The sequence below is a fragment of the Streptacidiphilus sp. BW17 genome (genome assembly GCF_041262485.1).
Taxonomy (GTDB): Bacteria; Actinomycetota; Actinomycetes; order Streptomycetales; family Streptomycetaceae; genus Streptacidiphilus.
The window spans coordinates 1-4,719 of sequence record NZ_JBGCCR010000074.1 but is presented as its reverse complement, the minus strand read 5'-3'; the positions used below and the strand labels follow the sequence as shown (position 1 = coordinate 4,719).

General features: G+C 69.2%; 7 protein-coding genes. All 7 read right to left on the bottom strand.

The window, feature by feature from the left end; translation table 11 throughout:
• Positions 1–226 precede the first annotated feature (226 nt).
• Positions 227–742, bottom strand: coding sequence for a hypothetical protein (locus ABH940_RS36830; protein WP_370107280.1), 516 nt, complete (start codon positions 740–742; stop codon positions 227–229).
• Positions 743–755: 13 nt separating this feature from the next.
• Entirely contained in the window at positions 756–1,673 is a 918-nt protein-coding gene (locus tag ABH940_RS36825; RefSeq protein WP_370107279.1) for a class I SAM-dependent methyltransferase, read from the bottom strand.
• A 442-nt stretch (positions 1,674–2,115) separates the two neighbouring features.
• Positions 2,116–2,349, bottom strand: coding sequence for a hypothetical protein (locus ABH940_RS36820; RefSeq protein WP_370107278.1), 234 nt, complete (start codon positions 2,347–2,349; stop codon positions 2,116–2,118).
• A gap of 503 nt (positions 2,350–2,852) precedes the next feature.
• On the bottom strand, positions 2,853–3,032 hold the full coding sequence (locus ABH940_RS36815) for a hypothetical protein (RefSeq protein WP_370107277.1): 180 nt from the start codon (positions 3,030–3,032) through the stop codon (positions 2,853–2,855).
• A gap of 143 nt (positions 3,033–3,175) precedes the next feature.
• A complete protein-coding gene (locus ABH940_RS36810) occupies positions 3,176–3,883 on the bottom strand; it encodes an HAD family hydrolase (protein WP_370073033.1) in 708 nt (235 codons plus the stop codon).
• 33 nt (positions 3,884–3,916) lie between these two features.
• Positions 3,917–4,318, bottom strand: coding sequence for a DNA-binding protein (locus tag ABH940_RS36805; RefSeq protein WP_370073032.1), 402 nt, complete (start codon positions 4,316–4,318; stop codon positions 3,917–3,919).
• Positions 4,315–4,560 carry a hypothetical protein gene (locus tag ABH940_RS36800; RefSeq protein WP_370073031.1) on the bottom strand — a complete coding sequence of 82 codons (246 nt, stop codon included), beginning with the start codon at positions 4,558–4,560 and terminating at the stop codon, positions 4,315–4,317. Before ABH940_RS36800 ends, ABH940_RS36805 begins: the two co-directional genes overlap by 4 nt.
• Positions 4,561–4,719 lie beyond the last annotated feature (159 nt).

The window sequence follows — 4,719 nt, the reverse complement described above, 5'->3', positions numbered from 1 at the left end:
GGCCCTCCGGGCGCTTCCTTCGTTTTCTACTCTATCAGAACGTTTCGGCCTTCGCTTTTCGCTCCGGCCCGTTCCGACGAGTGAAACTCTAGCTGATTTCTCCGGAAACATCGAATCCATCAGCTGTCCCCGAAAAATGGCAGCACAAATAAAGCACCGTGCGGTCAGATTCGAGGGGGTTGGCTGCCCACAGGCCTGCATCGCAGGCGGGACAACTCGCAGGACTCTACGCACCCGTACAGACCGTGTCAACCTCCACCTGGACCCGCTCCAAGCGGTACCAGCGGCGGTGCACCGCAGGTTCGACACACAGCACCGCGGCACCCGCGATCGTGCCGACCAGCAGGGCGGGCCAACCACCGCCGTTGATGAGCGCTCCGATGCAGGCGGCGGCAATGGCTACGGGGCGCAGCAGTGTCAGCGGCCCGAGGCCGATGACCATCGCGAGCGTGCTGGCGCGGAACGGCAGGAAGAAGGAGGCGGCGAGTGGGAGCAGGTAGCCGACGCCTCCGGCGGCGAGGGCCTCATACGTCCGGGAAGTGTCCGATGCCGTCAGAAGCAGGACGGCCGCAGTCAGTGCGGGAAGGAGCAGCAGGGCTGCCCCCGTGGTCAACCCACGCAAAGCCGCTCGGGCGTTGGCGCGGTGCTTGCGGATGCGGGCGTCGCTGCCGGCGTAGGCACGGAAGCCGCTGAACGCCGCGTCGATCAGACCGAGCAGTGCCAGCGGTGCGGCGGGGGTCATCCGGTGGGCTCGGTCAGGTACTCCGGGCCGACCAGTCGGCGCGCGGAACGCCCGAGCGCCTGGCGGAACGGGGCTCCAGGTGCGGGCGCACGCCGATGATCGGGCGCAGTGTGGTGCAGAACGGGTTTGCCGTGCCGCGTGGGTCGTGCAGCAGTGCGCGGATGCCAGGCACCGTGGCGGCGCGTAGGAGTGCTTCGTCGCTGTGCGCCCGCAGCGCGGAGACGACGCCGTCGTGGCGGCCGAGCGGGTGGCGCATCCGGGCGCGGTGGAACATCCAGGCGCCGATCGGCGCGAGAGAAGTCGCGGCGATGTCGAAGTGGCAGAAGGCCTGCGCCGGTGAGGCTGCCTGGGCTTGGAAGAACTCAGCAAGCGCGGGACCGCGGAAGTGGTGCAGCACGCCGGTGGAGACATAGACGGAAGCGGCTTCCGGCAGTTCGAACGCATTCCCGTGGATGAAACGGCAGTTGAGGCCCTCTTTGCTGGCAAGACGGTCCGCTTCTCCCACCAGTGCGGCGTTGAGGTCGACTCCAACCAGTTCAACATCCGGGCCGAGAGCATCGGTGGACGCCAGCCAGCGGAGCAGGTAGCCCAGGCCGCAACCGACGTCGACCAGGCGGTACGGCCCGGGCTGCACGGCGGCGGCACGTATCGCGGCGAAAAGCGGGCCGAGCAGGTGGACCAGGCGTTCGCCGATGCGCAACTCTTCGCTCAGCCGCTGGAGTTCGGTGTGCACGCCGATGAGCAGCCGGTCGACGGCGACGGGGTCGAGTACCCCGTCCCCGTCCACGGGGAGCCGGGCGACGATCCTGGCCGCGCGTTTGTCTCCGCTCTCGCGCAGTCGCTGGATCACTTCGGCACGCCGGACCGGGAGCCGGTGACCGCTGTCCGGCTCCACCGCCGTGATCAGATCGGAGATCTCAAGCAGCGACACAATGCAGCACCCTACGACCTGCCCCGCCGATCCGGACAGGACCGGACCGAACGTCGCCCTACGGCCGTACTAGGCGCTTCCGGCGTCGGTCCACGTCCACCCCACGTACGGGTTCGGTCCCGAGGCGCAGGAGCTGCTCACTGCATAGGCGCCGGGGGCGCCGGGGGCGCCGCTGCTGGTGTCCTGTTCGAGGCAGCCGGCATCGGCCGCGTCCTTGATGCGGTAGGTGCCCGCCGAGCCGATCTGACTCGTCCCGCCGCCCGATCCGCCCGAGGACGTGCCGCTCGACGTTCCCCTGCTCCCACTGGAACTGCCGCCCGTCCCCGTGCCGCTGGTCGATGCCCCGGTAGTGCCGCCGGTGCCGCTGTTCGAACCGGTTCCTCCGCCTGTACCGCCGCCGGTAGGCGGTACAGGCACTACGCCGCCGTTGGCGCCAGCAGAACTACCGCCGGTCGTCTTCCCCGACGATGTCGCGGAAGCTGACGCCGACGCGGACGCGGAGGGCGTGTGCGGCGACGAGCTGCCCGTCGAGGTGCTGCTCGCGCTGCTCCGGAGGCTTACGCTCGCCGTCACAGTCGGGCTCGAGGGCCCGCCCGCCTGGGCCTTGCCGTCCGTTGGGCCACAGCAGCAGTGTGCCGACCGTCGAGGCGACCACGCGCGGGATCACCAGAGGCACGACGAACCCCGGGCGCCGCCAGCGCGACTGCTTCCTGCCGTTCCCACGACGACGGCGTCGTCGACAGCCGCTGGAATGTCCGGCGGCTGAACCACTGCAGCCGCAGAGTCCGCCGCCCCGCGCAGCAGCAAGGTGCGGTCAACGGCACCCCCCGCTCCTTCCGCTTCCGCCACGCTCCGTCTGGCAGCCGCGCGGCGGGCCGCTTCGGCCATGGCCGCGGCCCCAGGGAGCGGTCCTCCGGACGCTTCTCCAGGGCGCGGGCGACGAGTTCGCGCACCGGTTCCGGGAAGCCCTCCGGGAGCGCAGGCGCAGACTCGCGGATGTGGGCCATCGCCTCGGCCTGTGGAAGCGTCCCGCGTTCCCGTAGGAGGACGTCGAGCGGACGGCCGACGATGAACTCCATCACGATGCACGCGACGCGCGTCCCGGCGTCGACCTCCTCCTCGCCGTAGTCGTACACGTTGACGATGCCCGGGTGGTCGAGATTGGCCAGGACCTTGGCCTCACGCCGGAAACGCGGCCGCGAAGGACTCGTCCTCCATCAGTGACGGCAGCAGGATCTTCACCGCGACCTGACGCTCCAGCACCCCGTCGTCGGCGCCCCAGACGTCTCCCATCGCGCCGCCGCCCACGCGCTCCGTCAGCGTGTAGCGACCGCCCAGAACTGTCCCCTGAGTCCACATGTGTCCGCCCCGGTAGGCGATATGACATCCCGTCAGCACAAGTCTGGCGCGACCCGTCACGGGGAGTCGATCTCGTCCTGCCCGGCAAACGAGGAGCTCTGCACGCGCGAGTTGGCTCCCTGGTCGACAGCGGGACGATCTCGCTACGGCGTCCGACCGGGAGGAAGGCCGCAGGTGGCGAGGACGCGATCCAGTCTCCGCTCGTCGACGTGCGTCAGCGGCGGGATGAGGAGTGTCATGACGCCGGCCTCGACGGCCGCGCCGTCGTGGCCGGAGCGATCGCCGACCATCAGCGCCTCGTCGGGCAGAACCCCGAGCCTCGTGAGTGCGGTGTGGAAGATTGCCGGGTCCGGCTTGCAGGCACCGACCTCGAAGGACAGCACGAACTCGTCGACGTACACGTCCAGTCCGGTCTTCACGAAGCAGGGCCGGATGTCGACGTGGATGTCGCTGACGATGGCAACCTTCACCCCTGATGCCTTGAGCGCGGCGAGCGTGGGCTCGACGTCGACAGCGAACTGGTTGTCAGCGACGTCGGACAGCGTCGCGTACATCGCGTCAGCCAAGACGGGATCCACGCCGGCCGTCGTGACCCACCGGAGGTAGCCGGCCAAGTGGGCCGCGGCGGCCAGGTCCGCGCCAGCCCAGCCCGCCGTGACGTCGGCGCAATTCCCTGCTTCGCTCAACGCGGCACTGATCCGCGCCACCTCCGCAGCGGACGCCGCTCGCCCGACCTGCCTCAAGGAACGCTCGATCCACGGGCCCCCTGCCGGGTACCCACGACTCGCACCCCACTTCGGGACGATGAGCGTTCCGACCCAGTCGAGCAGAACTGCCTTGAAGGAGGGCATAGTTCCCTTCTGAATCATGCGCGACGAGCGGGTTCAGACCGGAAGGACGGCGATCTGGTGGCCGCAGAGGCGGCTCAGGTCGTCCACGTCCGATGTGAGGACGGCGACCGGTGGCTGTTGGCGCAGGGCGACCTCGGCCACGGTCGCGTCGATCGCGTACTTGTGGCCGTGCAGGCCGACCTGCTTGAGGAGGGAGGACGCCGCACGGGCTCCCTGCTCCGTGACCGGCACGACGCGGGTCTGGGAGAGCACCCAGTTCAAGCGGGCGTGGTTCGTGCGCTCGTGGGACGCCTCGATGATCGTGTTGGCGCACACCACCAGGTCCGCGTCTGACTCACGCAGCACGGCGAGCTTCGCCATCATCCGGCGGTCCTGGCCGACCCAAGCCGACAGCGCTTCGCAGTCCAGGATGACGGAAGCGAAGGCCGCACTCATGCGGCGTCGACTCCGCGGCCGGCCTCGCCCGCGGCGAGCTCGGCGCGGGCCTGGGCCAGCTCCTCCTCGGTGAACGCGCCGAAGTCCCGCTGGTAGCCCTCCAGCTCGGACGCCAGCAGTTCCCGACGGACCTGCCGAGCTACGGCCTCGGCCACATAGCCGGAGACGTTGTCGGTGTGGCGCTTGATCTCTTCGACCTGTTCGGTCGGGAGAGTGACCGTGATGCGCGTCGTGGAAGCCATGACGCGAGCATACTGCGGTATGCAGCTATCTGCACCCACAACGCAGTGAAGCCCCCTGACACACGGTCAGGGGGCTTCACTGGAAAGATTGTTCGGCGGCGTCCTACTCTCCCACAGGGTCCCCCCTGCAGTACCATCGGCGCTGTGAGGCTTAGCTTC

Bases quoted from the DNA above. Each gene is read 5' to 3' on its own strand.
- ABH940_RS36830 (WP_370107280.1), bottom strand. From the start codon at position 742: ATGACCCCCGCCGCACCGCTGGCACTGCTCGGTCTGATCGACGCGGCG.
- ABH940_RS36815 (WP_370107277.1), bottom strand. From the start codon at position 3,032: ATGTGGACTCAGGGGACAGTTCTGGGCGGTCGCTACACGCTGACGGAG.
- ABH940_RS36810 (WP_370073033.1), bottom strand. From the start codon at position 3,883: ATGCCCTCCTTCAAGGCAGTTCTGCTCGACTGGGTCGGAACGCTCATC.
- ABH940_RS36805 (WP_370073032.1), bottom strand. From the start codon at position 4,318: ATGAGTGCGGCCTTCGCTTCCGTCATCCTGGACTGCGAAGCGCTGTCG.
- ABH940_RS36800 (WP_370073031.1), bottom strand. From the start codon at position 4,560: ATGGCTTCCACGACGCGCATCACGGTCACTCTCCCGACCGAACAGGTC.